This is a genomic window from Pseudacidovorax sp. NFM-22 (assembly GCF_021401245.1).
Taxonomy (GTDB): domain Bacteria; phylum Pseudomonadota; class Gammaproteobacteria; order Burkholderiales; family Burkholderiaceae_C; genus Xenophilus.
Window position 1 is genome coordinate 23,758 of the sequence record NZ_JACBFY010000009.1, and the last position, 25,039, is coordinate 48,796.

Here is a 25,039-nt window from a genome sequence, read left to right on the forward strand (position 1 = left end):
CACCCGACTCAGGCAGCCCGCGCGGCCGCCTCGCCCGCCAGATGCCCGCGGGTGAAGGCCTCCTCGAAGATCGAGTAGCCGGACCAATCCGCATGCGCGAAGTGCAGCCGGCCGGCTTGCACTTCGCCGCCGGGCGCAGTCCGCGCCAGGCGCGCCCGCAGGCCCGGCGCGGGCACCGCCATGGCATGCCCGTAGCGCGTGATGGCCAACCGCGTCGCACGCTCGGCCAGGTCGGGATGCGGCACCGACAGCTCAGCGAGCATTTCGTCGCGCCAGGCCGCCCAGGGGCGCTCGGCCAGCAGGCGGCGGCCATCGCCGCCGTCGAACTCGCTGGGGCCCAGCGGGCGGTACCAGCTCAGCACCGTGGGCGCGGGCGTCGGGTCCAGCCGCTGGTGACCCGCGTCCACATAGCCCAGCCCGCGCGTGCCATAGACGACGTTGTCCCAGCTGGGCGCCGCGCCCGGCCGGTCGCGCAGCGGCGAGGACAGGTGCACGTTGGCCACCAGCCAGGGCGAATACCTCAGGCCGGCCGCGAGCTCCGGCAGGAAGGCCGGCGGTGACGCCACCACGCGCGCCGCGACGAAGACCGGCAGCGCAACGACGCACTGCGCGGCCTGCCAGCGCACGCGCTGCTGCGCCGCCGCGTCCCAGGCATCGACCGCCACGCCGCTGCGCGTCTGCTCGATGCGCAGCACCACCTGGCCGGTCTGCAGGCGCCCTGCCAGCGGCGCGGCCAGGCGGCCGGTGAGCCAGGCATTGCCCTCGGGCCAGGTCAGCACGGCCTCGCGCTCGGCATCGAGGCCATCGCCCGGCGCATGGAAACCGTGTCGGCTGGCGAAGTAGTGCAGCCCCGCCCAGGCCGAAACCTGCGCCAGGCCGGCGCCGTAGTCGTCGCGGCAGCAGTAGCCGAGGTACCAGCGCAGTTGCGGGTCATCCAAGCCCTCGGCTTCGAGCCAGGCGGCGAAGCTCAACCGGTCCAGATCGGCCAGCAGCGCCGATGGCGCGGCCCGCAGCGTGGGGATGGCGAAATGCGCCGCGCGTCGCAGCGCCTCGACCTTCTGCGCGAAGCGGCGGTACTGCGCCAGCGTGCCCGCGCCCACCCCGTTCAACGGCAGCAGGCCGTCCTGCCACTCGCCGCGGAAGAAGAGCCGCTCCTGCGGGCTGTGGCACAGGTGCCGCTCTTCGTAGACCCAGCGGCCGACCTCGCGGCGGCGCAGACCCAGTTCTTCCAGCAGGTCCTGCACCTCGCGCGCATCGTCGCCGGGCACCGGCAGGTAGTGCGCGCCAAGCGGGCAGGCCAGGCCGCCGACCTGGCCGCCGCGGGCATTGCCGCCGGCTTCGTCCTCCAGCTCGAGCAGGGCAAAGTCATCGATGCCGGCCTGCCGAAGCGCACGCGCGGCAGCCAGCCCGGCGACGCCGCCGCCCGCGATCAGCACGCGGGTGCGCCGCTCCTTTGCCACGGGCTGCGACGCCCAACGGCCATCACGCAGCGCATGGCCTCGCGCCATGTCGATGCCGGCGAAGCCGCCTTCCAGCGCAGGCGACACGCGGCCGCAGCCGGCCAGCCACGCCGGCAGCCCGACCGTCGTCGCACCCGCCGCGACGACACCGACGAAGCGCCGGCGCCCGCCGTTCAATGGCCCGAGACCTTGCCCCATTCCTGCTCGTAGGTATGCACCAGCACCTGGTTCGACAGCCGGTTGACCTCGGCCGGCACACGCGCCATGTCGCGCGGAAAGTCGAACAGCAGCGGCAGCGTCGCAGGCGACAGGAAGCGCAGGCCCTCGGGCAGCGCCGTCGGCATGCGCCAGGGGCGCCGGCTGGCAATCACATAGCCCCATTCGCCGAAGCTGGGCACGTGCGCGTGGTACGGCGTGGCCGTGAGGCCGGCGGCCTCGATGGTCTGCACCACCGTCCAGAAGCTGCGCCGCGCCACCAGCGGCGAGGTGGTCTGCACCACCGCATAGCCGCTGGCCGACAGGCGCTGGCCCAGCAATGCATAGAAGCTCTGCGTGTAGAGCTTGCCGATGGCGAAGTTGGTGGGGTCGGGGAAGTCCACCACGATCACGTCGTAGAAGCCGTCGTCGCCCGCTGCAGGCGCTTGCTGCAGCCACTGGAAGGCGTCGGTGTTGACGATGCGCAGCTTGGGTGAACGCAGCGAATGGCCATTGAGTGCCGCCAACTGCGCATGGCCGCGGAACAGCGCCGTCATGTTCGGGTCCAGTTCGACCAGCGTGACCTGCTCGACCGAGGGGTACTTGAGGATCTCGCGCACCGCCATGCCGTCGCCACCGCCCAGCACGGCCACCCGGCGCGGCACGCCCTGGGCGGCCATGGCCGGATGCACCAGTGCCTCGTGGTAGCGGTATTCGTCACGCTCGGCGAACTGCAGGTTGCCGTTGAGGAAGAGCCGGTGGCCCGCATTGCCCCGCGTGACCACGATGCGCTGGTAGGGCGAGCTGGCGGCGAAGACGATGCGCTCCTGGTAGAGCTTGTCTTCCGCCAGGCTGCTGATGCGCTCGGCCCCCACGAAGGCGCCCGCCAGTGCGGCCAATGTCAGCACGCAGGCCATCGCATGCGCGCCGAAGCGCCGCAGCTCGTGCCGGAACAGCCACAGCGCCCACAGCCCCACGGCCGCGTTCATCAGCCCGAACAGCAGCCCTGTGCGCACCATGCCCAGCTGCGGCACCAGCACCAGCGGAAAGGCCACCGACACGGCCAGCGCGCCGAGGTAGTCGAAGGTGAGCACCTGCGAGACCAGGTCCTTCAGCTGGATGTCGCGCCGCAGGATGCGCATGACCAGCGGGATCTCCAGCCCCACCAGCGTGCCCACCACCAGCACGCCGCCGTACAGCAGCAGGCGGAAGGCGCCGGGCACATAGGCATTGGCCAGGAAGAGCATCGCCGGCAGGCAGCCGCCGACCAGCGCCACCAGCAGCTCGATGCGCAGGAAGTGGGCGGGCAGCTGCCGCTCGAAGTAGCGTGACAGCCAGGAGCCCACGCCCATGGCGAACAGATAGGCGCCGATCACGGTGGAGAACTGCAGCACCGAGTCGCCCAGCACATAGGAGCTGAGCGCCGCCGCGCTGAGTTCGTACACCAGCCCGCAGGCCGCAACCACGAAGACGCTGGCCAGCAGCGACACCGCCACGGGCGACGGCGCGCGCACGTCGGCAGTCATGCGTGGCCTCCGCCACGCCAGCGTGATCGCTGCGCGATGGAACTCAATGAATCGCTGCCGCCACGATGATCGAGATACCCAGGCACATCGCCGCGACCACCAGCGCCAGCGCCCGGTTCTGCTTCTCGACGATCTCCGCCCACAGGTCGTAGGGCGTGATCTTGTCGATGATGATGAAGGCCACCCAGAACACGATGATGCCGATCAGCGCATACAGCAGGGTGCCCGCGATGGACACGGGATGGAGCCATTCGAATTTCGCCATGTGTCTCTCCGCGAAGGGATGAAGAAGGGAAAGGCGCCACCTACTTGTGGCCGCCGCCGCTGGAATAGCCGCCGTAGGAGCCGCCCGTGCTGCGCCAGCTGCTGCCCGACGAGCCCGAGCCGCCGCTGCAGGTCGACAGGATCAAGAGCAGGATGATCACCACCACCACGATCAGGATGATGGTGCCGCAGCCGAGGCCCGAGGCCGCGCTCAGCGGGGCCGCATCGGCCCGCTTGAACTGGTCCTTGCGGGCATCGAGCTTGAAGGCCTGGGCCACGGCAGCGCCGTCCAGCCGGTTGCCGAGCGACCAGGTCAGCTCCTTGTCGGCCCGCTCCAGCGACAGCACCGTGCCCTTGGGGCCGGCATAGTCGCGGTTGCTGGTGCGCTGGCCGCGCTCGACGCGCCAGTAGAACTCGCCGGCCACGTAGGTGGTCTCGGCGTCGTAGCTGTACTGCTGGCGGTAGGAGGTGCCCAGGTAGCGCGCGCTGGCGCCGCCGCCCGACACCACCGGCGCGCCGGTGGTCGGCCGCACCAGGCTCCAGCCGTCCTCGGCGTCCACCAGAAAGCAGAAGCCCTTCTGCCGGTTGTAGAGCAGGTATTCGCTCCAGCCGAACTGCTCGTCCTCGCCCGGCGAACGGCCCATGCGGTGCTGGAAGCCCACCACCTGCCAGTCGCTGCCCTCCAGCCGGCCCGTGCTGCCCAGCGCGATCAGCGGTTTCACCGGCTCGTCCTGCAGCGCGTACTTCAGCTCGGCGCCGACGCCGGCGCTCAGGTCGATCAGGCTCTTGCAGCTGCCGCAGGTGATGCTCTTGCTGCCTTCCAGCTGCACCGTCACCGGCGCGCCGCAGTTCGGGCAGTTGAAGGCGCGGCCTTGCTCTTCCTTGCCGGATTCGCTGCGCAGGCCGGTGAGCTGCAGGTCGGCCAGTGCCACCTGCCGGCCCAGCCAGGCCGTGGGCGGCTGGCTGCCGTACTCCAGGCTGAGCACAAGGCCCTTGTCGTTGCGCAACTCGACCACGCGGAAGGGCTGGCCCAACTCGGGCAACCGCGGCAGTTCGCCCTGGGCCGAGAGCAGCGCCGCCTCTTCGTTGGAGGCCACGGTGTACGACTGGCCGTTGATGGCCGTCGTCATGCCCACGCGCAGGGCGTCGGCGGGCGGCGCCTCCTGCGTCAACGCATAGGGCAAAGAGAAGACGTAGCTGCCGTTGTCCTCGCTCAGCGTGCCCTGGCGCTCGCCGTCGAGCTCGGCGATCCATTCGGTCCAGCGGCCGCCGGCATAGGCGTACTGCAGCCGGCCGACCAGGGTGAAGGGCTGGTCCTGCAGGCGGCCGGCGGCAAAGAGCTGCAGCGGACTGAAGTCCTCGAACAGCTCGGCCATCTTGCCCACGCGCGCCAGCTGCTCGCCCCGGCGGACGACTGTGCTCTGGCAGTAGGGGCAGACGGCATAGACCGACTGCGCCGACCGGAACTCGACCGGCGCGCCACAGCCCGGACAGGGTGCGCGGTAGTGGCGCTGGGTGCCGCCGGCCTCAGCCATGGCGGGAGCGTGCGGCGCGGATCACGTCAGCTTTTTCAGCAGTTCGGTCTTCTTGGCGTCGAACTCTTCCTGGGTCAGGATGCCCTTGGTCTTGAGTTCGGCCAGCTTCTCGAGGGTGGACATCACCTCGGCCGGGCTGACGGTCGGCGCCGCGGCCGGCGCGGCAGCAGGCGCCTGGGCCGGCTGCTGCAGGCCCTGCGCCAGCGTGTTGGCCATCACCTGCCCCAGCGCGACGCCGGCGCCCAGCCCCATGGCATCGCCGGCCACGCCGCCGCCATGGCCGCTGTTTTCGGCGAAGACTGGGATGGCCTGACCCGCCTGGTACTGCATGAACTTGCCCATGTCGTTGCCGACCATGCCCATGCCGATCTTCTGGTCGAGGACCTTCTGCAGCTCCTCGGGCAGCGACAGGTTCTGCAGCGTCATCACGTCCAGGCGCAGGCCGATCTTGGCGAACTCGGGGGCGAGCTGCGCGGCCAGCGCCTGCGCGAACTGGTTCTGGTTGGCCGCCAGGTCGAGGAAGGGCACGCCGCTGGCCGCGATGGCGTTGCTGATGTTCTGCAGCACCAGCCCACGCAGCTGACCGTCGAGGTCGGCCACCGTGTAGCGCTCGCGCGTGCCGGAGATCTCGGTGTGGAAGAGCTTGGGATCGGCCACCCGGTAGCTGTAGTTGCCGAAGGCCCGCAGCCGCACGGCGCCGAAATCCTTGTCGCGGATGGTGATGGGCTGGGGCGTGCCCCACTTCTGGTCCACCTGCTGGCGGGTGCTGAAGAAGTACACGTCGCTCTTGAAGGGCGACTCGAAGAGCTTGTCCCAGTTGCGCAGGTAGGTCAGCACCGGCAGCGTCTGCGTCGTCAGCTTGTACATGCCGGGGCCGAAGACGTCGGCCACCGTGCCCTCGTTGACGAAGACGGCCATCTGCGACTCGCGCACGGTGAGCGAGGCGCCGTTCTGGATCTCCATGCCCGCCATCGGGAAGCGCCAGGCAAGCGTGCCGTCGCCCTCCTCCGTCCATTGGATGACGTCGATGAACTGCTTCTTGATGAAATCCATCAGGGCCATGCGTTGCTCCGTGCTCGCAAAGTGAGGAGCCGCAAATGTTGCCACAGCCCGCGCGGACGCCGGCCGTGGCCGCCCTGGCCATGCAGCCTATGGCGGCCGGGACAGCGACAGGGGCAGGCCTACAATCGGCGCCCTTTTCCAGTGAGCCAGGCAGCGGCGGCGCCTCGACAGCCCGCCGTTTGCGTCGAGGAGCAGCGTCCCCATGTCCGAGTCCAAACCCCTGAGCGCCGAAGACAAACGCGCGGAACTTCGCCGCGCCGCACTCGAATACCACGAGTTTCCGGTGCCGGGCAAGCTGGCGATCAGCGCCACCAAGCAGATGACGAACCAGCGCGACCTGTCGCTGGCCTATTCGCCCGGCGTGGCGGCACCCTGCGAGGAGATCGTCAAGGACCCGGCCGCCGCCTTCCGCTACACCTCGCGCGGCAACCTGGTGGCCGTGATCTCCAACGGCACCGCCGTGCTGGGCCTCGGCGACATCGGCCCGCTGGCCTCCAAGCCCGTGATGGAAGGCAAGGCCGTCCTGTTCAAGAAGTTCGCGGGCGTGGACGTCTTCGACATCGAGATCGACGAGAAGGACCCGGCCAAGCTGGTCGAGGTGATCGCCGCGCTGGAGCCCACCTTCGGCGCCATCAACCTCGAGGACATCAAGGCCCCCGACTGCTTCTACGTCGAGCGCGAGCTGCGCAAGCGCATGAAGATCCCGGTCTTCCACGACGACCAGCACGGCACCGCCATTACCGTCGCCGCCGCCATGCTCAACGGCCTGAAGGTGGCCGGCAAGGACATCGGCCAGGTCAAGCTGGTGGCCTCGGGCGCCGGCGCCGCCGCCCTGGCCTGCCTGAACCTGCTGCTCAAGGTGGGCCTCAAGCGCGAGAACGTGTTCGTCACCGACCTGGCCGGCGTGGTCTACGAAGGCCGCACCGAACTGATGGACGAGGACAAGGCCCGGTTCGCGCAGAAGACCGAGGCCCGCACGCTGGGCGAGGTGATGGAAGGCGCCGACGTCTTCCTGGGCCTGTCGGCCGGCAACGTGCTCAAGCCCGAGATGGTCGCCAAGATGGCGGCCCGGCCGGTGATCTTCGCGCTGGCCAACCCCAACCCAGAGATCCTGCCGGAGCTGGCCCACTCGGTGCGCGGCGACATCATCATGGCCACGGGCCGTACCGATTACCCGAACCAGGTCAACAACGTCCTGTGCTTCCCGTACATCTTCCGCGGAGCCCTGGACTGCGGCGCGACCACCATCACCGACGAGATGGAGATCGCCGCGGTGCGCGCCATCGCCGATCTGGCGCAGGCCGAGCAGAGCGAGCGCGTGGCCGCCGCCTATGTGGGCGAGAAGCTGAGCTTCGGCCCCGAATACCTGATCCCCAAGCCCTTCGACCCGCGCCTGATGATGAAGATCGCGCCGGCCGTGGCCAAGGCGGCGGAAGAAAGCGGCGTGGCCGCCCGTCCCATCAAGGACCTGGACGCCTACCGCGACAAGCTGCAGAGCTTCGTCTATGCCTCGGGCACGACGATGAAGCCGATCTTCGACGCCGCCAAGCGCGCGGCCAAGAAGCGCGTGGCCTATGCCGAAGGGGAAGAAGAGCGCGTGCTGCGCGCCGCCCAGATCGTGGTGGACGAAGGCATCGCACGCCCCACGCTCATCGGCCGCCCGGCCATCATCGCCCAGCGCATCGAGAAGTTCGGTCTTCGCCTGAAGGAAGGCCAGGACTACGACGTCGTCAACGTCGAGTGGGACGAGCGCTACCGCGACTTCTGGCAGACCTACCACCGCATGACCGAGCGCAAGGGCGTGACGGTGCAGGTCGCCAAGATCGAGATGCGCCGCCGCCTGGCGCTCATCGGCGCCATGCTGCTGCACAAGGGCCATGTGGACGGCATGATCTGCGGCACCTGGGGCACCACGCACGCCCACCTGCCCTACATCGACAACGTGATCGGCAAGCGCAGCGGCGCCTCGATCTATGCCTGCATGAACGCGCTGCTGCTGCCCGAGCGGCAGGTGTTCCTGGTCGACACGCACGTCAACTACGACCCCAGCGCCGAGGAACTGGCCGAGATCACCATCATGGCCGCCGAGGAAATGATGCGCTTCGGCCTCAAGCCCAAGGCCGCCCTGCTGTCGCACTCCAACTTCGGCACCAGCGCCCATCCCAGCGCGCTCAAGATGCGCCAGACCCTGGCCCTGCTGCGCGAGCAGGCGCCCTGGCTCGAAGTCGACGGCGAGATGCACGGTGACGTGGCCCTCGACGGCCGCCAGCGCATGAGCGTGATGCCGCACAGCGCGCTCGCTGGCGACGCGAACCTGCTCGTGTTCCCGAACATCGACGCCGCCAACATCTCCTACAACCTGCTCAAGACGGCCGCCGGCGGCAACATCGCCATCGGCCCGGTGCTGCTGGGCGCGGCCAAGCCGGTGCACATCCTCACCGCCAGCGCCACGGTGCGCCGCATCGTCAACATGACGGCCCTGACGGTGGCCGACGCCAACGCCGATCGCTGATCGCTTGGCAGACAGGCGCGCAACGCGCCTGTCTGCCCCGCACCATGCTGGTGCCGACTCTGCGGAGCGTCAACTTTTTGGCACTTCGCAGGGCATTCCCATTGCCCAATCCTTGGGCATTCGCTTGCTATTTAGGCAGCACTGGGGCACACTGGCGGGCTTGAATTTACGGGTTAACCCGTAAATCGCAGTCCCGTTCTTTAGCCTTCCGGTGCCTCATGGCGGTTTTCGCCTCGATTTCTTCCCCGGTTTCCAAGTTCACGCGCGTTGGCGTTCTTGCGGCAGCCTTGTGGGGAGGATTGGCGGGGATGCCCGCCGCATCCGCCCGGGAGACGACGGACCGGGGCACTTCGATTGCACTGGCGGAACTGCCTCCCCAGGGCCAGCAAACCTACCGAACCATCCTGCAAGGCGGCCCCTTCCCTCACGAGAAGGACGGCACGGTCTTCGGCAACCGCGAGCGACTCCTGCCTCGTGAACCACGCGGCTACTACCGCGAGTACACAGTCAGGACGCCGGGCGCGAGCAACCGCGGCGCGCGCCGGATCGTGTGCGGGGGCCAGCAGCCCAGCCGACCCGATGGTTGCTGGTACACGGCCGACCACTACGCCAGTTTCAGAAAGATCGTGCCCTGATGCGCACGTCATGGGTTGACGCACCAACGCGTCCGGAACAAGTCTTGACCATCATGGAAAGAACAGCGGAGATGAATGAGCAGCCTCTCAAGGGCGTGCGGCCGAACATCGTGCAGTCGATTCGCGCCTTTCGCGTGGCCGATCTGCAGCAGGCGGCGCAAGAAGCGGGCCACCACTTCCTCTATGCCAACCTGGCCGTTGCCCAGAGCAAGCAGGACGTGCTCGACCTGATCGCGCAGCAGTTCACCTTCCCGGCGCACTTCGGCAAGAACTTCGATGCCCTCTACGACTGCATGACCGACCCGCTGTACAAGTCGGGCCCGCAGCCCGGCTTCGTCGTGGTGCTGGAGCAGATCCCGGCGCATGCCAAATTCGACAAGGAAGCGCGCGAGCAACTGCTCGACATTTTCCGGGACGCCGCCGACTACTGGGGCGACCGGAAAGTGCCCTTCCGGTGCTTCTATTCTTTTCTGTAGCCCGTTCTGCACAAGCCGGCCAAGCAGAACGGGCCAGCGAGGCCCCGGTGACCACCACCGCCCCCGTCGATGGCATCGACCTGAGCGGCGAAGAGAAGATGCCCACCGACAAGCTGGTGGACGTCTCCCCGCAGGCGCTGCGCATGAGCAGCCCTTTCAACAGCAGCTACTGGCTGTCTGCCGCCTGAGCCTCCGGCCGGGCGCTGACGAACGAAGCCCGCCGAAAGGCGGGCTTTTTCTTGGGCGCGACGCAAGCCTCGAGGACGACTGCGCCACGGCGCACCGAGGCGCCGGCCTTCTTTCAGGACACCGAAGCAAGTGCCTGCGCGAGCGCCACGTACTCCTCCACCGGCACTTCCTCGGCGCGGCGCTGCACGTCGAACTGGCCGGCGAAGTGTTGCTCGTCCAGCCAGCGGCCCAGGGTGTGGCGCACCAGCTTGCGGCGTTGACTGAAGGCCAGTTGCACGATGCGCTCGAGCAGAGCAGGGTCCAGTGCCGCCGGCGCTTCGCGCGGGACCATCCGCACCACCGCGCTGTCCACGCGAGGCGGCGGGTCGAAGCTTTCCGGTGGCACGAAGAGCACGTTCTCCATGGCGTAGCGCCACTGGAGCATCACCGACAGACGGCCGTAGTCGGAGGTCGCAGGCTTGGCCACCATGCGGTCGATCACTTCCTTCTGCAGCATGAAATGCTGGTCGGCGATCCGATCGGCAAAGCGCAGCAGGTGGAAGAGGATGGGCGTGGAGATGTTGTAGGGCAGGTTGCCTGCCACCCGCAGCCGCTGGCCCGCCGTATCGGCCAAGACACCGAAATCCACCGTCAGAACATCCGCCTCGACGACGGTCAGCTGTGGATGGCTGCGCAGCCGTGCGGCCAGGTCGCGGTCCAGCTCGACCACCGTCAGGCGTCCGAGCCGCTCGACCAAGGGCTGCGTGAGCGCGGCCAGGCCCGGTCCGATCTCGACCATGGCGTCGCCGGGACGCGGCGCGATCTCGCGGACGATGCCGTCGATGATGGCATCGTCGGTCAGGAAATGCTGTCCGAAGCGCTTGCGCGGGGCGTGGGGTTTCATGCGGGCGGGGGTGGCGCGGCGGCGATCACGCTCAGGAGGCCGGCGCCTCGCGCATTTCCACGTAGGCACGCTGGCGCACTTCCTGGGCCCAGGCCTCGTAGGCATCTTCCATCTTGCGGTCCCGCAGCACATTGCGCGCCGCTTCGCGCAGTTCGGCGGGATTGAGCTTGGCTTCGCGCCGGCCCTCGACCTGGATCAGGTGGATGCCGAACCGGGTGACGATGGGGTCGCTGATCTGGCCGGGCTGCAGGCGGCTCATGGCCTCTTCGAACTCCGGCACGAACTGGCCCGGCGTAGACCAGCCCAGCTCGCCGCCCTCGCGGGCGCTGACGGTGTCCTGCGAGTTCTCGCGGGCCAGCGCGGCGAAGTCGGCCGTGCCGGCCTGGATGCGCCGCTTGAAGTCGGTCATGAGCGAAACGATCTGCTCCGGCGTGCGGCGCGTGTCGGGGCGCATCAGGATATGGCGCACCTGCGTCTGCGTGACCACGGAATCCGGCGACGCGGCATTCTGCTTTGCCAGCACCTTCAGCACATGGAAGCCCGCGCCCGAGCGCACCGGTCCGACGATGCCGCCCACGGGCGTGGACTGTGTCGCCTCGACGAACAGTGGCGGATAGCGGTCGGCCGCACGCAGCCCCAGCACGCCGCCGGTGCCCTTGGCATCGGGCGCGTCGGACAGCTGGGTCGCCAGCTGGGAGAAGTCCTCGCCGGCGCGGGCGCGACGGGCGATGTCCTCGGCCCGCTTCTGCGCCTCGGCGATCTGCGCCGCCGTCGCCTTTTCGGGCACCGTGACCAGCACTTGGGCGAGATTGATGTCGGGCGCCGCGCTGCTCGCGGCCGCGCGCTGCTCGCGCAGGAACTGGTCGATCTCGTCGTCGCTGACCTTCACGCGGCCTTCCAGCTCGCGCTCGCGCAGACGGGTGAGCAGCAACTGGTCGCGCAGGTTATTGCGGAACTCGTCGCGCGAGATCCCCGCCTCGCTCACCCGGCGACGCAGCTCGGGCAGGCTGACCTGGTTCTGCCGCGCCACCACTTCCTCCGCCTGGTCGATGGCCATGGCATCCACACGCACGCCCAGTTCCTTGGCCAGCTGCAGCTGCGCACGCTCGGCGATGATCTGCTCGAGCACCTGGCGGTTGATCTGGTCGCGCGGGATCCGCTGCGCCTCCGGCCCGGCCTCGCGCAGGATGCGCTCCACCCGCTTCTGGACCTGGGTGTTGGTGATCGGCTCGGAATTGACCAGCGCCACGATGTATTCCGCGGCCCGCTGGCCCTGCGGCTGTGCCGCCGCAGAGACGGGCGGCGGCAGCGTGGAGGTGGCAGGACCTTCACGCATGATGTCGGTGATGCCCCGACGGGGTGTGGCCGCCTGGGCACTGCGGCCCTGCTGGGCCGAGGCACCCTGGCGTGTGGCGGCGCCACCCTGCTGGGCCTGCGCGGCCGGCGTGGCGGCCAGCAGGGCCGCGCACGACAGGGCGAAGACGGAAAGCTGGAATCTCATGGCGTTGGCCTCCTGGATCAAGCGCCACGCCCGGACAGGCGGGCGGGCTGGAGAAAGCCCCCGTCGCCAGCGAGGCGGGCGGGGTCTTGCTCACTCATAGTTGGTGAAACGGCTCGGCGCCAGCGTGGGCTCGCGCAGCGAACGGTAGCGCGGCACGTTGGTTTGAAGCGTGCGCATCGGGCTGGTTCCGAGGCTGGTGAAGCCCATGAACTCGATCTGGAACATGATGCGCTTGGTAGCCGTGGCCACCCCGGTGCTGACCTTCTCCAGCACGACGCGGCCGATGTAGCAGCAGCCGTCGTACTCGACGCCCATCACCGCATCCGTGACCACCTTGTCGCGCAGGCTGTAGTTGACGCGGCCGACGGCATACCAGCGCCCGCCGCCCAGCCCACCGCCGGCCTTGGGCGAGCCCTTGTCGCCCCACAGGTCGTTCAGCGGCCATTGCCAGCCCAGGTCGATGGATTCGTAGCCCGAGTTGTTGACGGAGATGCGGTCGTCCTGGTAGCGGTACGAGGCACTGAGCGAGCGGTACGGGCCGGGCGTGTAGCGCGCGGTGATGGCGCGGCGCTCCGACTTGTCGATCTGCGGGTTGTACTGGACCGCGCCTTCGACACTCCACTGTGGATTGATGTTGATCTGCGCGCCCGTCACCACGTCGGATGCCCGGTCGGTGGAGGCGGTGCCGCCCGGCAGCGTCACCAGCTGGTCGGACAGCCGCCGCCGCTGCGCGATGCCGAAACGGGCCCGTTCGAAGCCGGTGTCGGGGTCGATCAGCCGGGACGTCACGCCCAGGGTGACCGCCTTGGTGGCCGAGATGCGGTCATTGCCGGTGAATTCGTTCTCGGTGAAGAGCGACGCCAGGCTCAGGTCGCTCTTGGCGGTGTCGTAGACCGGCAGCGTGCTCTGGTCCCGATAGGGCGTGTTGACGAAGAAGGCGCGCGGCTCCAGCGTCTGCGTGTAGGCCTTGCCGAAGAGGCTGGTCTCGCGCTCGAAGGTCATGCCCGTGTCGAGGCTGAAGGTCGGCACCGTGCGGTTGGCCGAGGTCGCGCCGTTGGACAACGGGCCGTCGAAGCTGTAGCTCGTGCCCGACAGCGTGAGCTTGGGCGTGACGTAGTAGCCCGGCCGCACGAAGGGCCGCGACAGCTGCACCTGCGAGAACAGCCGGTCGGCGTTCGGCTGGCCCTGCTGGGTCGAGTTGGCGCTGAAGCGCGTCAGCTCGTTGTTGAAGCTGAAGTCGAAGCCGTTCCAGTCGTACAGCGCGTAATTGGCCGTGAGCTGGGGCAGGCGGTCGTAGGCCGGCGTGATCGGCGCCTCGGTGTAGGTGAGCGTCTGCCACTTCTGGGCGAACAGGCGGCCGCTCCAGTCGCCCTTGCTCCAGTTGACCGTGCCGTCGGCCGACAGCTGACGCGAGGTCAGCGTGGGCGTGCGGGTGAAGTCGCGCCAGTAGTCGTCGTCGCTGACCCGGTCCACCGACAGATTGGCACTGAGCGTGTCCATGCCGAGGGTGCCGGCATCGAAGTTCTGCCGGTGGCGCAGCCACAGGCCCCAGCGGTCGCGGTTGCGCAACTGGTCGTCGGGCATGAGGTCGAAGCGCACCTCGCCGCTGTAGTCCTTCTCGAGGTAACGGAATTCGTTGGCGATGTTGATGCCCCGCTTGCTCATCACCGAGGGCGTGAAGGTGGCGTCGCGGTTGGGCGCAATGTTCCAGTAGTAGGGCAGCGTCAACTCCAGGCCGTTGACGCTGTCCATGCCGATGACCGGCGGCAGGATGCCGCTCTTGCGCTGGTCGTCCAGCGGGAAGCTCACACTGGGCAGGGCCGGCGAACTCATGCCCATGAAGTGCAGTTGCACGTTCTCGGCGACGCCGACGCCCTCGGCGCTGTCGGTGCGGAGGTTCTCGGCGCTGAGGAACCAGGCCGGCTTCCAGCCCGGCTGGTCGTCCTCGCGGCGGCAGGTGGTGTAGGTGGCCCGGCGCGCGATCGTGCGGTCGGAATCGACGAAATCGACGCGGTCCGCCGTGCCATGGGCGCCATTGGTCAGCAGCTGGTAGCGAACGCTGTCGAAGAAGCCCTCGAAGGTCTCCAGCTTGAGCTGCAGCCGCGGCCCCTCGTAGATGTTGCCGGCCTGGTTGACGCGCACCTCCCCCTCGGCGGTGGCCAGATCCTGCGGCTGGTCGTAGTTGAGACGGTCGGCGCGGATGACCGTGTCACCGCGGCGCAGGGAGGCGTTGCCCTCCACGGTGGTCTCCAGGTCGGGACGGCCGGAGATGCGATCGCCCTGGACGATGCTGGGACGCTGGCTGCGCTCCGTCGGAAGGATGTTCTCGGTGAGCTGGGGGCTGCGGCGCAGCACCAGCGGCGGCTCGTCGGGCAAGGCGGGCGCGGACTGCGCCCAGGCGCCCTGGACGGCCGCGAGCGCCAGCGTCAGCAGCGCAAGGGGCAGCGGCGGCAGGCGTCGGTGCCCGGGGGCGCGGCTCTGGTCTGGCATGGATGCGTGTGGCAAGCGTCTCGGCGCTGGAGGCGGCCGGTCCTGCGCCCGGCACGCGCCCATCTGGGAGAGGGCGGATTTGTAGAATGTTGATTATCCATGACCGCTTCAGCGCCCCCTTCCGGCCCGGCTTCCATCGCCTGGGCCGATGCGTCCCGGGGCCGGGTGTTCGAGGCCTGGCTGGCCCGCATCGCGCCGGCCCACGCCCTGCAACCCGCCACCCTGCGCCCTGCTTCCGCCGACGCCAGCTTCCGCCGCTATTTCCGCATCGACGGCGCGGCCCCCGGCCTCTCCCGCATCGTGATGGATGCGCCCCCCGCCCAGGAGGATGCCCGCCCCTTCGTGCGGGTCGCCGCGCTGATGCGCGAGGCCGGCGTGCGGGTGCCGCAGATCCTGGACTGGGACGAGCCCAACGGCTTCCTGCTGCTGGACGACCTGGGCACGCACACCCTGCTGGACGTGATCGACCGCGAGCAGCCAGCGGCCAACCTGCCCCGCTACCAGCAGGCGGTGGACGCGCTGGTGCGCTGGCAGCAGGCCTCCCGCCCCGGCGTGCTGCCTGCCTATGACGAAGCGCTGCTGCGCCGCGAGCTCGCCCTCTTCCCCGACTGGTATCTGGGGCGCCACCGGGGCGTGACGCTCGACGCGGCGCAGACGGCCACGCTGCAGCAGGCCTATGACCTGATCGTGCGCACCAACCTGGCCTCGCCTGCGGTGTATGTGCACCGGGACTTCATGCCCCGCAACCTGATGGTCGGCGACGATCCCGGCGTGCTGGGCGTGCTCGACTTCCAGGACGCGGTGCATGGCCCCATCACCTACGACATCGCCAGCCTGATGCGCGACGCCTTCCTGAGCTGGGACGAGGAATTCGTGATCGACGTGACGGTGCGCTACTGGCAGGCCGCGCGCAAGGCCGGGTTGCCGGTGGGCGACGATTTCGGCGAGTTCTACCGTGCCGTCGAATGGATGGGCCTGCAGCGCCACCTGAAGGTCGCAGGCATCTTCGCCCGCCTCACCCTGCGCGACGGCAAGCCCAAGTACCTGGCCGATGCGCCCCGCTTCATCGGCTACATCCGGACCACCGCCGGCCGCTATCGCGAGCTGACGCCGCTGCTGCGGCTCATCGACCGGATCGAGGGAACGGAAGCGCCGACGGGCTTCATGTACGGGCGGCCCTGAGACCGGCAAGCCTTGCCGCGGCGTGAGCGGCCGCGCCCCGGACAACCAGGGTCCTCAGGCCGGCCCCGGCATGTGCACCGAGCGGTCGGTGTGGATCAGGTCCAGCGGATGCCGCTGGCCTGCCAGGTAGTCCTCCACGCACTGCAGCAGCAGCGGGCTGCGGTGGCGCTCGACACTGGCACGGATCTCCTCCGGCGTCATCCAGAGCGTGCGCACGATGCCCTCGTCCAGCGCCCGCCCCGGATCGAGCGCGCCCACTTCCCCGGCAAAGGCGAAGCGCAGATAGGTGATGTCGGTGTCGCCCTCATCACCGGGCGAGCGGCGCTCGAAGCGGGCCATGTAGATGCCCACGATGGACGTGGGCGTGAAGACATGGGCCGTTTCCTCCAGGGCCTCGCGGGCGCAGCCTTCGGCGGGCGTCTCGCCGGCTTCGAGGTGGCCGGCCGGGGTGTTCAGGCGCAGGCCCCGGTCCGTGTGCTCTTCCACCAGCAGGAAGCGGCCTTCCTTCTCGATGACCGCCGCCACGGTCACATTGGGTCTCCAGCGCATGAAAGGATCTCCGGACAGGTTGCATGCCCGACGGGCGAGGTGTTGCGTCGCTCGCCCCGCCGGGCAGTGCCGCGGACGCCCGCAGGAAGGGCAGCACGGCGGGGAAAAGCCGCGCACTTTAGCGCGCCTGCCATCGCATGCGCGTCTGCCGCGGCAGGAGGTTCGCGCCGGACAACGGGCGGCCGACCTCGCAAGGCAGGGAAGCCAGCCCGTCAGCCGAACGCGCGGAGCGAGGACGGGGGCAGCTCCGAAGGGTCCACGGATTCGAGGCGGTAACCCATGCCGTAGGTGGCGGTCAGCATGAATCCATGTTCGGGGCGCAGCGCGAGCTTGCTGCGGACGCGGGAGATGTGGGTGTCCAGCGAGCGGGAACCGTCCTCGCGGGCACTGCCCCAGATGGTGGCACGCAGGTAGTCCCGGCTCAACAGCCGTCCCAGGTTCTGAAACAACAGCAGGGCGAGTTCGTACTCGCGGTTCTTGAGCTCGACGGGCTGGCCGTCCATCAGCAGTTGGCGGGCGGCGGGCAGGAAGCGGTAGCGTCCATAGTCCTGAGGCTGGTCGCCGCCGACCGAGAAACGTGCCCGCCGCATCAGCGCTTCGGCACGGGCCTGGAGTTCGGCGACGCGCAGGGGCTTGCTGATGAAGCCGTCGGCGCCGGCCCCCAGCGCCTCGACCAGGTCCGCCTCGTCGCACCGGTGCGTGAGCAGGATCACCGGCACCGAGGTGCCGAAGCTTTCCCGCACGAGCCGCAGGAGGGCGCCGATGTCGAGGTTGGGCAGATCCCAGTCGAGGACGAGCAGATCGAACTCCTTGGCACGCAGGCCGGGCTGCAGATCGGCACTGCGGTCGAAGCAGTGGCACTCGTGGCCTGCTTCGGTCAGCGCCGCGCTGATCAGCGCCTGTTGATCCAGTTCGTCGTCCAGCACCGCAATGCGCATTCCCTCTCTCCCATTCGCCTCGGGTCTGTCGAGCATCATGTCTTCGCCCAGGCGGCGCGGCATGCTACCCATCCGGGGCACCCCGCGTGAAGGAAGTTCCGCACGGAAATCGTCTCCCGCCCTCGGCATGGCGGTCGGTGGCACGGCGACGGCTTGTCGCCCAGGCGCGCCGGAGCCCGTCAAGTTACTGTAAGCTTTGGCGCAGTTGGGGCGGCCGAGCCGCTGTGGTGACGAGGAGATTCCAAGATGCTGATCGGAGTGCCCGCCGAGTGCGTGGCCGGTGAATCGCGCGTGGCCGTCACGCCCGAGACCGCCAAGAAGCTGGTGGCCCAAGGCCACCAGGTGCTCATCCAGTCCGGGGCCGGCCTTGCCGCCAGCGCCCCCGACGCCGCCTATGAGGCCGCCGGGGCGCAGACCACGGATGCCGCGGGGGCGCTGGGGGCCGAACTGGTGCTCAAGGTCCGCGCACCCACCGACACCGAATGCACCGCCATGAAGCCCGGCACGGTCGTGGTCGGCATGCTCAATCCCCATGACGCGCCCGGCCTGCAGCGGCTGGCTTCGGCCGGGCTGACCGCCTTCGCGCTGGAAGCCGCGCCGCGCACCACGCGCGCCCAGAGCATGGACGTGCTCTCCAGTCAGGCCAACATCGCCGGCTACAAGGCGGTGATGATGGCGGCCAACGCCTACCAGCGCTTCTTCCCCATGCTGATGACGGCTGCGGGCACTGTGAAGGCAGCCCGCGTGGTCGTGCTGGGCGTGGGCGTCGCAGGGCTGCAGGCCATCGCCACCGCCAAGCGCCTGGGCGCCGTCATCGAGGCCAGCGACGTGCGCCCCAGCGTCAAGGAGCAGGTCGAGTCGCTGGGCGCCAAGTTCATCGACGTGCCCTACCAGACGCAGGAGGAGCGCGAAGCCGCCGAAGGCGTGGGCGGCTACGCCAGGCCGATGCCCGCGAGTTGGCTCACCCGCCAGCAGGCCGAGGTGGCCAAGCGGGTGGCCCAGGCCGACGTGGTGATCTCCACCGCGCTGATCCCCGGCCGGCCCGCGCCCACGCTGATCACCGAGGCCATGGTGCAGGCCATGAAGCCCGGCGCGGTGATCGTCGACATCGCCGCCGGCCGCGGTCCGGACGTGCACGGCGGCATGACCGGCGGCAACTGCCCTCTGACCGAGGCCGACCGCACCGTCGTGCGCCATGGCGTGACGCTCATCGGCGAGACCAACCTGCCCGCGCTGGTGGCCGCCGATGCCTCGGCGCTCTACGCCCGCAACGTGCTGGACTTCCTCAAGCTGATCCTGCCCAAGGAGGGCGGTCTCAAGATCGACCTCGAGGACGACATCGTCGCCGCCTGCCGCGTCGCGCAGGACGGCCAGGTCACCCGCAAGGCTTGATTGAGAAGGAACGCGCACCATGGACATCGTCAACCCGACCCTCATCAACCTCACCATCTTCGTGCTGGCCATCTATGTCGGCTACCACGTGGTGTGGACCGTCACGCCCGCGCTGCACACGCCGCTGATGGCCGTGACCAACGCCATCTCGGCCATCGTCATCGTCGGCGCCATGCTGGCGGCGGCCCTCACCACCACGCCGCTGGGCAAGGTGATGGGCGTGGCAGCCGTGGCGCTGGCCGCGGTCAACGTCTTCGGCGGCTTCCTGGTCACGCGCCGGATGCTGGAGATGTTCAAGAAGAAGGAGCGCAAGGCGCCCGCTTCCTCCACCGGCACCGAGGGGAAATGACACCATGTCGATGAACCTCGTCACGCTGCTCTACCTGGTGGCCAGCGTCTGCTTCATCCAGGCGCTCAAGGGCCTGTCGCACCCGACCACCTCGATCCGCGGCAACGTCTTCGGCATGGTGGGCATGACCATCGCCGTACTGACCACGGCGGCACTGATCGTGCGCCTGGCCGGCTCGCCGCTGGGGCTGGGCTGGGTGCTGGTGGGCCTGGTGATCGGCGGCGGCGCCGGCGCCTTCATGGCCCAGCGGGTGGAGATGACCAAGATGCCCGAACTGGTCGCCTTCATGCACAGCATGATCGGCCTGGCCGCGGTGTTCATCGCCGTGGCGGCGGTGGTGGAGCCCTGGGCCTTCGGCATCGTGCCGCCGCCGGCCACGGGCACGGTCACCTACACCACCCAGGCCGGCATCGTGATCACCCAGGGTGTTGCGCGCCAGCCGATTCCCTACGGCAACCGGCTGGAGCTCTTCCTCGGCGCGGCCATCGGCGCCATCACCTTCAGCGGCTCGGTGATCGCCTTCGGCAAGCTGTCGGGCAAGTACAAGTTCCGCCTGTTCCAGGGCGCGCCGGTGCAGTTCAAGGGCCAGCATGCGGTGAACCTGGTGCTCGGCCTGGCGACCATCGGCCTGGGCCTGGTGTACATGGCCACCGAAAGCTGGAGCGCCTTCCTGCTCATGCTGGCCCTGGCCTTCGTGATGGGCGTGCTGATCATCATCCCCATCGGCGGCGCCGACATGCCGGTGGTGGTGTCGATGCTCAACAGCTACTCGGGCTGGGCGGCGGCGGGCATCGGCTTCTCGCTCAACAACAGCATGCTGATCATTGCCGGCTCGCTGGTGGGCAGTTCGGGCGCGATCCTGAGCTACATCATGTGCAAGGCGATGAACCGGTCCTTCTTCAGCGTGATCCTGGGCGGCTTCGGCGGCGAGGCCACCGCGGCCACGGCCGGCAGCGCGGTGCAGCGCCCGGTCAAGAGCGGCAGCGCCGACGACGCCGCCTTCGTGCTGGGCAATGCCGAGACGGTGATCATCGTGCCCGGCTACGGCCTGGCCGTGGCGCGCGCCCAGCATGCCGTCAAGGAACTGGCGCAGAAGCTCACCGACAAGGGCGTCACCGTCAAGTACGCCATCCACCCGGTGGCCGGCCGCATGCCCGGCCACATGAACGTGCTGCTGGCCGAGGCCGAGGTGCCGTACGACCAGGTCTTCGAGATGGAAGACATCAACAGCGAGTTCGGCCAGGCCGACGTGGCCATCATCCTGGGTGCCAACGACGTGGTGAACCCGGCCGCGCACACCAAGGGCAGCCCGATCTACGGCATGCCGATCCTGGAGGCCTACAAGGCCAAGACGGTGATCGTGAACAAGCGCTCGATGGCAGCCGGCTATGCGGGCCTGGACAACGAGCTCTTCTACATGGACAAGACCATGATGGTCTTCGGCGACGCCAAGAAGGTGGTCGAGGACATGATGAAGGCGGTGGAATAAGGCCCTGCCTCGCCCCGAGCGGCGGCCTCACCGCCACCGCCGCTTTGCTACGATTTCAAGAGCCTCGGCCGCCACCGCAGCAGCGGCCGCTTTTCATTCCGGACACTGGAGACTTCGCACATGACCGACCGCCCCTGGCTCAGCAGCTATCCGCCGGGCGTGCCTGCCGACATCGACCCCGCGCAGTACGCCTCGCTGGTGGCGCTGATGGACGAGAGCTTCAGCCGCTATGCGGACCGCCCGGCCTACAGCTTCATGGGCAAGCTGGTGAGCTATGGCGAGGTGGACCGCGCCAGCCAGGCCTTCGCCGGCTACCTGCAGGGACTGGGCCTGGCCAAGGGCGACCGCGTGGCGGTGATGATGCCCAACTGCCCGCAGTACCCCATCGCCGTGGCGGCCATCCTGCGCGCGGGCCTGATCCTGGTGAACGTGAATCCGCTGTACACGGCGCGCGAACTGGAGCACCAGCTCAAGGACAGCGGCGCCAAGGCCATCGTCATCATGGAGAACTTCGCGAATACGCTGCAGAAGTGCATCGCGAATTCGATGGTCAAGCATGTGGTGCTGGCTTCCATGGGCGACCGGCTGGGCCTGCTCAAGGGCGCCATCGTCAACTACGTGGTGCGCAACGTGAAGAAGCTGGTGCCGGCCTTCAGCCTGCCGGGCGCCGTGCGCTTCAATGACGCGCTGTCGCAGGGCCGCCGCCGCGGCCTGCAGGCGCCGGCCATCGGTGGCGACGACGTGGCGGTGCTGCAGTACACCGGCGGCACGACCGGCGTGAGCAAGGGCGCGGTGCTCCTGCACCGCAACGTGATCGCCAACGTGCTGCAGTCCGAGGCCTGGAACAGCCCGGTGATGCAGCGCGTGCCCCAGGGCGAGCAGCCCACCACCGTGTGCGCGCTGCCGCTGTATCACATCTTCGCCTTCACGGTCGGCATGATGCTGTCGATGCGCACAGGCGGGTTGCTGATCCTCATCCCCAATCCGCGCGACCTGGCAGCCACGCTCAAGGATCTTTCCAAACACCGCATCCACAGCTTCCCGGCCGTCAACACGCTCTTCAACGGCCTGGCCAACCACCCGGACTTCAACACCGTCGACTGGAGCCATCTCAAGATCTCGGTGGGCGGCGGCATGGCGGTGCAAAGTGCCGTCGCCAAGCTATGGCTCGACAAGACCGGCTGTCCGATCTGCGAGGGCTACGGCCTGTCCGAGACCTCGCCCTCGGCCACCTGCAACCCGACCACCAGCCAGGAATACAGCGGCACCATCGGTGTGCCGCTGCCCAGCACCGAGATCACACTGCTGGACGACGCCGGCCAGCCGGTGCCGCTCGGCCAGGTGGGCGAGATCGCGCTTCGCGGCCCGCAGGTGATGGCGGGCTACTGGCAGCGCCCCGACGAGACGGCCAAGGTCATGACCGCGGACGGCTGGTTCAAGACCGGCGACCTGGGCGTGATGGACGAGCGCGGCTACACCAAGATCGTGGACCGCAAGAAGGACATGGTGCTGGTCAGCGGCTTCAACGTGTACCCCAACGAGGTCGAGGACGTGGTGGCCACCCTCCCCGGCGTGCTCGAGTGCGCGGTGGTCGGCGTGCTCGACGACAAGACCGGCGAGGCCGTCAAGCTGGTGATCGTCAAGAAGGACCCGGCGCTCACCGAGGAGCAGGTGCGCAGCTTCTGCCACGACAACCTGACCGGCTACAAGCGGCCCAAGATCATCGAGTTCCGCACCGACCTGCCCAAGACGCCCGTGGGCAAGATCCTGCGGCGCGAACTGCGCGACGCGCGCAAGTAGGCCGAGACCCCTGAAAAGGGCGGCGCGGCGCCGGCCTGGCGTCCGTGCTGCCCGGCCGCCCGTTGGACGGTGCTGCGAGCAGGCTCGCTGCCAAACGGGTACAAGGGCGGCGGTACGTGCAAGACCATTTCCTCCACGGAGATCCCCATGCTGGACAAAGTGCATTCCGCCGCTTCGACCCCCTCTGCTGGCCGCTTCGGCAGCGGCCAGGCCGTGCGCCGGCTGGAAGATGAAGCCCTGCTCGCCGGCCGCGGCCGCTACACCGACGACATCCGGACGCCGGACTGCGCCGCGCTGGCCTTCCAGCGCTCACCCCATCCGCACGCCCGCATCCGCAGCATCGACGCCGACGCCGCGCGGGCAATGCCGGGCGTGCTGGCCGTCTACACCGGCGCCGACCTGGTGGCCCAGGGTGTTCAGCCCATTCCCGGCGTGGCTGGCTTCGTGCGTGCCGACGGCTCGCCCGGCGTGACCGCGGCGCGGCTGCCGCTGGCGCACGAGGTGGTGCGCTTCGTCGGCGAGCCGGTGGTGGCCGTGGTCGCCACTTCGCTGCAGGCCGCCAAGGACGCCGCCGAGGCGGTGTGGGTGGACTACGAAGACCTGCCTGCCATCCCCACGCTCGATGCCGCGCTGGCCGAAGGCGCGCCGGCCCTGTGCGACGCGGCCCCCGACAACATCAGCGCCGAGATGCGCCACGGCGATGCCGAGGCCACGGCCCGCGCCTTCGCCCAGGCTGCGCACGTCGTCGAACTCACCGTCGACAACCAGCGCGTCGCCGCCGTCACGCTGGAGCCGCGCGCCGTGCTGGCCGAGGTCGATGCCCAGGACGGCCGCCTCAGCCTGCAGATGAGCACCCAGATGCCCACCGGCGTGCGCGGCACGCTGGCGACGGTGCTCGGCCTGCCGGCCGAGCAGATCCGCGTGCGCGTGAGCGACGTGGGCGGCGGCTTCGGCATGAAGACCGGCCTCTACCCCGAGGACGCGGTGGTGGCCTTCGCTGCCAAGGCCCTGGGCCGCGGCGTCAAGTGGACCGGCGAGCGCTCCGAGGAATTCCTCACCACCACCCACGGCCGCGACGTGCGCGCCCGCGCCGCCATGGCCCTGGACGCCAACGGCCGCGTGCTCGCCCTGCGCGTGCACAGCGACGCCAACGTGGGCGCCTACCCGACGGGCACGGGCGTGGCCATCCAGCTGCTGATCGGGCCCTGGGTGCAGACGAGCGTGTACGACATCCCGGTCATCGACTTCCACTTCCGCGCGGTGATGACCAACCAGTCGCCCACCGGCGCCTACCGCGGTGCCGGCCGCCCGGAGGCCATCTTCCTCATTGAGCGGCTGATGGACGAGGCCGCGCGGCAGACGGGCATCGACCGCGTGGTGCTGCGCCGGCGCAACTTCATCCGGCCGGAGCAGATGCCCTACACCAACCCGATGCGCCAGACCTACGACACCGGCGCCTTCGAGCACATGATGGACCGCGGCCTGGCCTTCGCCGACTGGGACGGCTTCGACGCGCGCGCCGCGGAGTCGGCCGCGCGCGGGCTGTGGCGCGGCCTGGGGCTCGCCACCTTCCTCGAATGGACGGGTGGCAACGTCTTCGAGGAACGCGTGACGGTGGACGTGCAGGCCGACGGCGTGATCGAGGTCTATTCGGCCGTCAACGCCATGGGCCAGGGCATCGCCACCACGCTGGCGCAGCTGGTGGTGGATGCATTCGGTGTGCCCATCGAGCAGGTGCGCGTGGTGCTGGGCGACACCGACCGCGGCAATGGCTTCGGCAGCGCCGGTTCGCGCTCGCTGTTCACCGGCGGTTCGGCCATGCGCACCGGCGCCGACCGCACCTTGGCCCGCGGTCGCGAGCTGGCGGCCGAGGCGCTGGAGGCGGCCGCCGCCGACATCGACTACGGCCAGGGCCGCTTCACCGTGCGGGGCACCGACCTCGGCATCGGCCTGTTCGAACTGGCCGGCCGGCAGGCCGAGGGCCGCATCTTCGTGGACTCAACCAGCAAGGTGGACGGCCCCACCTGGCCCAACGGCTGCCATGTCTGCGAGGTCGAGGTCGATCCGCAGACCGGCGACGTGGCGGTGGTCGCCTATGCCTCGGTCAACGACGTCGGCCGCGTGGTCAACCCGATGATCGTGCGCGGCCAACTCGATGGTGGCGCCGTGCAGGGCATCGGCCAAGCGCTGCTGGAGCAGGTGGTTTACGACGACGCGACCGGCCAGCTGGTCACCGGCAGCCTGATGGACTATGCCCTGCCGGTGGCGGGCACGGCGCCGGACTTCCGCACCGAGATGGACGAGTCCGTGCCCTGCAAGAACAACCCGCTGGGCGTGAAGGGCGTGGGCGAGCTGGGCACCATCGGCGCCACGCCGGCGGTGGTCAATGCGGTGGCGGACGCCCTGGCGCGCAATGGGCGCGGTGCGCTGGCCGCCCGGTTGCAGATGCCGCTGACGCCGGTTCGGGTGTGGTCGCTGCTGCAGCAGGCGGATTGAGCGCGGCTGGTGCTCGGGGCGGGCTTCGACAAGCTCAGCCTGAACGGGTTGGGGGTGTGCTTGGGTTCCTGGGGCTCAGCCTGAACGGTTGCAGGGCGGCTGGGCTCCACAAACTT

The 25,039-nt window shown here is 69.2% G+C and carries 20 protein-coding genes; 10 read left to right on the plus strand and 10 right to left on the minus strand.

Features of this window, described 5'->3' with window-relative positions; translation table 11 throughout:
* Positions 1-8: 8 nt before the first annotated feature.
* The 5 genes from L0984_RS25835 to L0984_RS25855 are packed head-to-tail and all read right to left on the minus strand — an operon-like array spanning position 9 to position 6,042.
* Positions 9-1,658: an FAD-dependent oxidoreductase gene (locus tag L0984_RS25835; protein WP_234197226.1), complete on the minus strand. Its 1,650-nt coding sequence runs from the start codon at positions 1,656-1,658 to the stop codon at positions 9-11.
* Entirely contained in the window at positions 1,634-3,181 is a 1,548-nt protein-coding gene (locus L0984_RS25840; RefSeq protein WP_234197227.1) for a polyamine aminopropyltransferase, read from the minus strand. Before L0984_RS25840 ends, L0984_RS25835 begins: the two co-directional genes overlap by 25 nt.
* Before the next feature lie 43 nt (positions 3,182-3,224).
* Positions 3,225-3,446 carry a DUF350 domain-containing protein gene (locus L0984_RS25845; RefSeq protein ID WP_017757264.1) on the minus strand — a complete coding sequence of 74 codons (222 nt, stop codon included), beginning with the start codon at positions 3,444-3,446 and terminating at the stop codon, positions 3,225-3,227.
* 40 nt (positions 3,447-3,486) lie between these two features.
* Entirely contained in the window at positions 3,487-4,980 is a 1,494-nt protein-coding gene (locus L0984_RS25850; RefSeq protein ID WP_234197228.1) for a DUF4178 domain-containing protein, read from the minus strand.
* 21 nt (positions 4,981-5,001) lie between these two features.
* Entirely contained in the window at positions 5,002-6,042 is a 1,041-nt protein-coding gene (locus L0984_RS25855) for an SPFH domain-containing protein (RefSeq protein ID WP_234197229.1), read from the minus strand.
* A gap of 202 nt (positions 6,043-6,244) precedes the next feature.
* Between L0984_RS25855 and L0984_RS25860 the strand changes: the two genes are divergently transcribed.
* The 4 genes from L0984_RS25860 (at position 6,245) to L0984_RS25875 (ending at position 9,853) form a co-directional block, all read left to right on the plus strand.
* Positions 6,245-8,554, plus strand: a complete 2,310-nt coding sequence (locus L0984_RS25860) for an NADP-dependent malic enzyme (protein WP_017759372.1) — start codon at positions 6,245-6,247, stop codon at positions 8,552-8,554.
* A 308-nt stretch (positions 8,555-8,862) separates the two neighbouring features.
* Positions 8,863-9,189, plus strand: a complete 327-nt coding sequence (locus L0984_RS25865; RefSeq protein ID WP_017759371.1) for a ribonuclease domain-containing protein — start codon at positions 8,863-8,865, stop codon at positions 9,187-9,189.
* A gap of 53 nt (positions 9,190-9,242) precedes the next feature.
* Positions 9,243-9,665 carry a barstar family protein gene (locus tag L0984_RS25870; RefSeq protein WP_043112550.1) on the plus strand — a complete coding sequence of 141 codons (423 nt, stop codon included), beginning with the start codon at positions 9,243-9,245 and terminating at the stop codon, positions 9,663-9,665.
* Positions 9,666-9,712: 47 nt separating this feature from the next.
* Positions 9,713-9,853, plus strand: a complete 141-nt coding sequence (locus L0984_RS25875) for a hypothetical protein (protein WP_017759369.1) — start codon at positions 9,713-9,715, stop codon at positions 9,851-9,853.
* A gap of 113 nt (positions 9,854-9,966) precedes the next feature.
* Here L0984_RS25875 and rsmA read toward each other — a convergent pair whose 3' ends face one another.
* The 3 genes from rsmA to L0984_RS25890 form a co-directional block, all read right to left on the minus strand.
* Positions 9,967-10,737, minus strand: a complete 771-nt coding sequence (rsmA, locus tag L0984_RS25880) for a 16S rRNA (adenine(1518)-N(6)/adenine(1519)-N(6))-dimethyltransferase RsmA (protein ID WP_234197230.1) — start codon at positions 10,735-10,737, stop codon at positions 9,967-9,969.
* A gap of 31 nt (positions 10,738-10,768) precedes the next feature.
* Positions 10,769-12,238, minus strand: a complete 1,470-nt coding sequence (locus tag L0984_RS25885) for a peptidylprolyl isomerase (protein ID WP_234197231.1) — start codon at positions 12,236-12,238, stop codon at positions 10,769-10,771.
* A gap of 90 nt (positions 12,239-12,328) precedes the next feature.
* Positions 12,329-14,728: an LPS-assembly protein LptD gene (locus L0984_RS25890; RefSeq protein ID WP_234197232.1), complete on the minus strand. Its 2,400-nt coding sequence runs from the start codon at positions 14,726-14,728 to the stop codon at positions 12,329-12,331.
* A gap of 99 nt (positions 14,729-14,827) precedes the next feature.
* On the opposite strand from L0984_RS25890, the gene L0984_RS25895 reads away from it, so the two are divergent.
* Positions 14,828-15,910: an aminoglycoside phosphotransferase family protein gene (locus L0984_RS25895; protein ID WP_234197233.1), complete on the plus strand. Its 1,083-nt coding sequence runs from the start codon at positions 14,828-14,830 to the stop codon at positions 15,908-15,910.
* Between the two features lie 54 nt (positions 15,911-15,964).
* Here the strand turns inward: L0984_RS25895 and L0984_RS25900 are convergent, their stop codons facing one another.
* Both L0984_RS25900 and L0984_RS25905 read right to left on the minus strand, forming a co-directional pair.
* Positions 15,965-16,459 carry an NUDIX hydrolase gene (locus L0984_RS25900; protein ID WP_234197234.1) on the minus strand — a complete coding sequence of 165 codons (495 nt, stop codon included), beginning with the start codon at positions 16,457-16,459 and terminating at the stop codon, positions 15,965-15,967.
* 212 nt (positions 16,460-16,671) lie between these two features.
* On the minus strand, positions 16,672-17,460 hold the full coding sequence (locus L0984_RS25905; RefSeq protein WP_370646193.1) for a response regulator transcription factor: 789 nt from the start codon (positions 17,458-17,460) through the stop codon (positions 16,672-16,674).
* Positions 17,461-17,643: 183 nt separating this feature from the next.
* Here L0984_RS25905 and L0984_RS25910 point away from each other — a divergent pair, with 183 nt between their 5' ends.
* The 5 genes from L0984_RS25910 (at position 17,644) to L0984_RS25930 (ending at position 24,923) form a co-directional block, all read left to right on the plus strand.
* Complete coding sequence (locus tag L0984_RS25910) at positions 17,644-18,789, plus strand: Re/Si-specific NAD(P)(+) transhydrogenase subunit alpha (protein WP_234197235.1); 1,146 nt, start codon at positions 17,644-17,646, stop codon at positions 18,787-18,789.
* A 19-nt stretch (positions 18,790-18,808) separates the two neighbouring features.
* Positions 18,809-19,138, plus strand: a complete 330-nt coding sequence (locus tag L0984_RS25915) for an NAD(P) transhydrogenase subunit alpha (protein WP_234197236.1) — start codon at positions 18,809-18,811, stop codon at positions 19,136-19,138.
* 4 nt (positions 19,139-19,142) lie between these two features.
* Positions 19,143-20,627 carry an NAD(P)(+) transhydrogenase (Re/Si-specific) subunit beta gene (locus L0984_RS25920; RefSeq protein ID WP_234197237.1) on the plus strand — a complete coding sequence of 495 codons (1,485 nt, stop codon included), beginning with the start codon at positions 19,143-19,145 and terminating at the stop codon, positions 20,625-20,627.
* A 120-nt stretch (positions 20,628-20,747) separates the two neighbouring features.
* Positions 20,748-22,427: a long-chain-fatty-acid--CoA ligase gene (locus L0984_RS25925; RefSeq protein ID WP_234197239.1), complete on the plus strand. Its 1,680-nt coding sequence runs from the start codon at positions 20,748-20,750 to the stop codon at positions 22,425-22,427.
* A gap of 147 nt (positions 22,428-22,574) precedes the next feature.
* Entirely contained in the window at positions 22,575-24,923 is a 2,349-nt protein-coding gene (locus L0984_RS25930) for a xanthine dehydrogenase family protein molybdopterin-binding subunit (RefSeq protein ID WP_234197240.1), read from the plus strand.
* Positions 24,924-25,039: the final 116 nt, after the last annotated feature.

Bases quoted from the DNA above. Each gene is read 5' to 3' on its own strand.
- L0984_RS25835 (WP_234197226.1), bottom strand. From the start codon at position 1,658: ATGGGGCAAGGTCTCGGGCCATTGAACGGCGGGCGCCGGCGCTTCGTC.
- L0984_RS25840 (WP_234197227.1), bottom strand. From the start codon at position 3,181: ATGACTGCCGACGTGCGCGCGCCGTCGCCCGTGGCGGTGTCGCTGCTG.
- L0984_RS25845 (WP_017757264.1), bottom strand. From the start codon at position 3,446: ATGGCGAAATTCGAATGGCTCCATCCCGTGTCCATCGCGGGCACCCTG.
- L0984_RS25850 (WP_234197228.1), bottom strand. From the start codon at position 4,980: ATGGCTGAGGCCGGCGGCACCCAGCGCCACTACCGCGCACCCTGTCCG.
- L0984_RS25855 (WP_234197229.1), bottom strand. From the start codon at position 6,042: ATGGCCCTGATGGATTTCATCAAGAAGCAGTTCATCGACGTCATCCAA.
- L0984_RS25860 (WP_017759372.1), top strand. From the start codon at position 6,245: ATGTCCGAGTCCAAACCCCTGAGCGCCGAAGACAAACGCGCGGAACTT.
- L0984_RS25865 (WP_017759371.1), top strand. From the start codon at position 8,863: ATGCCCGCCGCATCCGCCCGGGAGACGACGGACCGGGGCACTTCGATT.
- L0984_RS25870 (WP_043112550.1), top strand. From the start codon at position 9,243: ATGGAAAGAACAGCGGAGATGAATGAGCAGCCTCTCAAGGGCGTGCGG.
- rsmA (WP_234197230.1), bottom strand. From the start codon at position 10,737: ATGAAACCCCACGCCCCGCGCAAGCGCTTCGGACAGCATTTCCTGACC.
- L0984_RS25885 (WP_234197231.1), bottom strand. From the start codon at position 12,238: ATGAGATTCCAGCTTTCCGTCTTCGCCCTGTCGTGCGCGGCCCTGCTG.
- L0984_RS25890 (WP_234197232.1), bottom strand. From the start codon at position 14,728: ATGCCAGACCAGAGCCGCGCCCCCGGGCACCGACGCCTGCCGCCGCTG.
- L0984_RS25895 (WP_234197233.1), top strand. From the start codon at position 14,828: ATGACCGCTTCAGCGCCCCCTTCCGGCCCGGCTTCCATCGCCTGGGCC.
- L0984_RS25900 (WP_234197234.1), bottom strand. From the start codon at position 16,459: ATGCGCTGGAGACCCAATGTGACCGTGGCGGCGGTCATCGAGAAGGAA.
- L0984_RS25905 (WP_370646193.1), bottom strand. From the start codon at position 17,460: ATGCCGCGCCGCCTGGGCGAAGACATGATGCTCGACAGACCCGAGGCG.
- L0984_RS25910 (WP_234197235.1), top strand. From the start codon at position 17,644: ATGCTGATCGGAGTGCCCGCCGAGTGCGTGGCCGGTGAATCGCGCGTG.
- L0984_RS25915 (WP_234197236.1), top strand. From the start codon at position 18,809: ATGGACATCGTCAACCCGACCCTCATCAACCTCACCATCTTCGTGCTG.
- L0984_RS25920 (WP_234197237.1), top strand. From the start codon at position 19,143: ATGTCGATGAACCTCGTCACGCTGCTCTACCTGGTGGCCAGCGTCTGC.
- L0984_RS25925 (WP_234197239.1), top strand. From the start codon at position 20,748: ATGACCGACCGCCCCTGGCTCAGCAGCTATCCGCCGGGCGTGCCTGCC.
- L0984_RS25930 (WP_234197240.1), top strand. From the start codon at position 22,575: ATGCTGGACAAAGTGCATTCCGCCGCTTCGACCCCCTCTGCTGGCCGC.